Genomic DNA, 1,457 nt, shown 5'->3' with positions numbered 1-1,457 from the left:
CGACACCGCCGACCCCCAAGCCCTCGCCCACACCCTCACCACCATCCCCACCGACCACCCCCTCACCGCCGTCATCCACACCGCCGGCACCGCGGACGACCGCCCCTTCAGCGCGATCACCCCGGAACAGCTGGAGCAGGTCCTGCGGCCCAAGGCCCAATCCGTGCTCAACCTCCACGAGTTGACGCTCGACCACGACCTGGCCGCGTTCGTCCTCTACTCCTCGTTCGGCAGCCTCCTGCCCAACGTCGGTCAGGGCGCCTATGCCGCGGCCAACGCCTACCTCGACGCCTTCGCCGAGTTCCGCAGGTCCCTGGGGCTCCCGGCGACCTCGATCGCCTGGGGCGCCTGGGCCGGGAGCGGCATGGCCGGGGAACAGGACTTCCAGGAGTGGATCGGCCTGGGCGGCATGGATCTGATGACTCCGCACCTCGGAGTCGTCGCACTTCAGCAGGCCCTCGACCACGGCGACACCACGGTGGCGATCGCCAATGTCGACTGGGAGCGCGTCGCCGAGCGCTCCAGCGCCTCGCGGCCGCACCCTCTGGTAGCGGAGCTGATCGGCACGCACGGCAAGACCGCCGACACCGTCCCCGGTGCGGACGGTCCGAGTCCGCTGGAGCTGCTCGCCGCACTGCCCCCCGCACAGCGCCGGGAGAAGCTGCTGGACGTGGTCTGCGGCGAGCTGGCCACGGTGCTGGGCCACTCCAGGTCGCGGACCGTCGAGGTCGCCCAGGCCTTCAAGGATCTCGGCATCGACTCCGTTACTGCCATCGAGTTGCGCAACCGCATCGGCAGCGCGACCGGCATCCGGTTCTCGCCGATCGCCGTGTTCGACCATCCCTCCTCGGAGGCGTTGGCCGAGCACCTGAGCAACCTGGTCGCCGCGACCGAGGAGCCCGCCGACACCACGGACAAGACCGCTGAACCTGACCCGGACGGCCGAGAAGCGAGCACGATCGATTCGTTGGCGATCGAGGACCTCGTCCGCATGGCTCGCGGCGAAATCCTGCCCTGAGCAGCCGAAACGACCCCGTCGTCCCCTTGCACCGATGCCCACCTGCCAGAGCGGAGCCCCCCAGCATGACCACGTCGAACCAGGAAATCATCGAGGCGCTGCGTACCTCGCTCAAGGAGACCGAACGGCTTCAACGCGAGAACCAGCGGCTGACCGCCGTCGCCCAGGAGCCGGTCGCGGTGGTCGGAATGGCGTGCCGTACCCCGGGTGGGGTGCGTTCGCCGGAGGAGTTGTGGGATCTGGTGGCGGCCGGTGTCGACGCCACCTCGGAGATCCCCGGTGACCGTGGCTGGCCGGAGAACCTGTACGACCCGGACCCGGAACAGTCGGGCAAGTCGTATGTGCGGCGTGGTGGGTTCATGGACGATGTGGCGGGGTTCGACGCGGAGTTCTTCGGGATCTCGCCGCGTGAGGCGCTGGCGATGGATCCGCAGCAGCG

At 69.4% G+C, this 1,457-nt stretch carries 2 protein-coding genes; both read left to right on the top strand.

The features are described 5' to 3' along the window. Positions 1 to 1,018 (top strand): beta-ketoacyl reductase (locus tag ACH4RG_RS36480; protein ID WP_397926111.1); only part of this gene is annotated, 1,018 nt, incomplete at its 5' end. 65 nt (positions 1,019 to 1,083) lie between these two features. After that, the coding region (locus ACH4RG_RS36475; RefSeq protein WP_397932810.1) for a beta-ketoacyl synthase N-terminal-like domain-containing protein at positions 1,084 to 1,457 on the top strand (374 nt) is incomplete at its 3' end.

Source organism: Streptomyces sp. NPDC021019, assembly GCF_044333295.1.
Taxonomy (GTDB): Bacteria; Actinomycetota; Actinomycetes; order Streptomycetales; family Streptomycetaceae; genus Streptomyces.
This window is presented reverse-complemented; position numbering and strand designations above follow the sequence as displayed.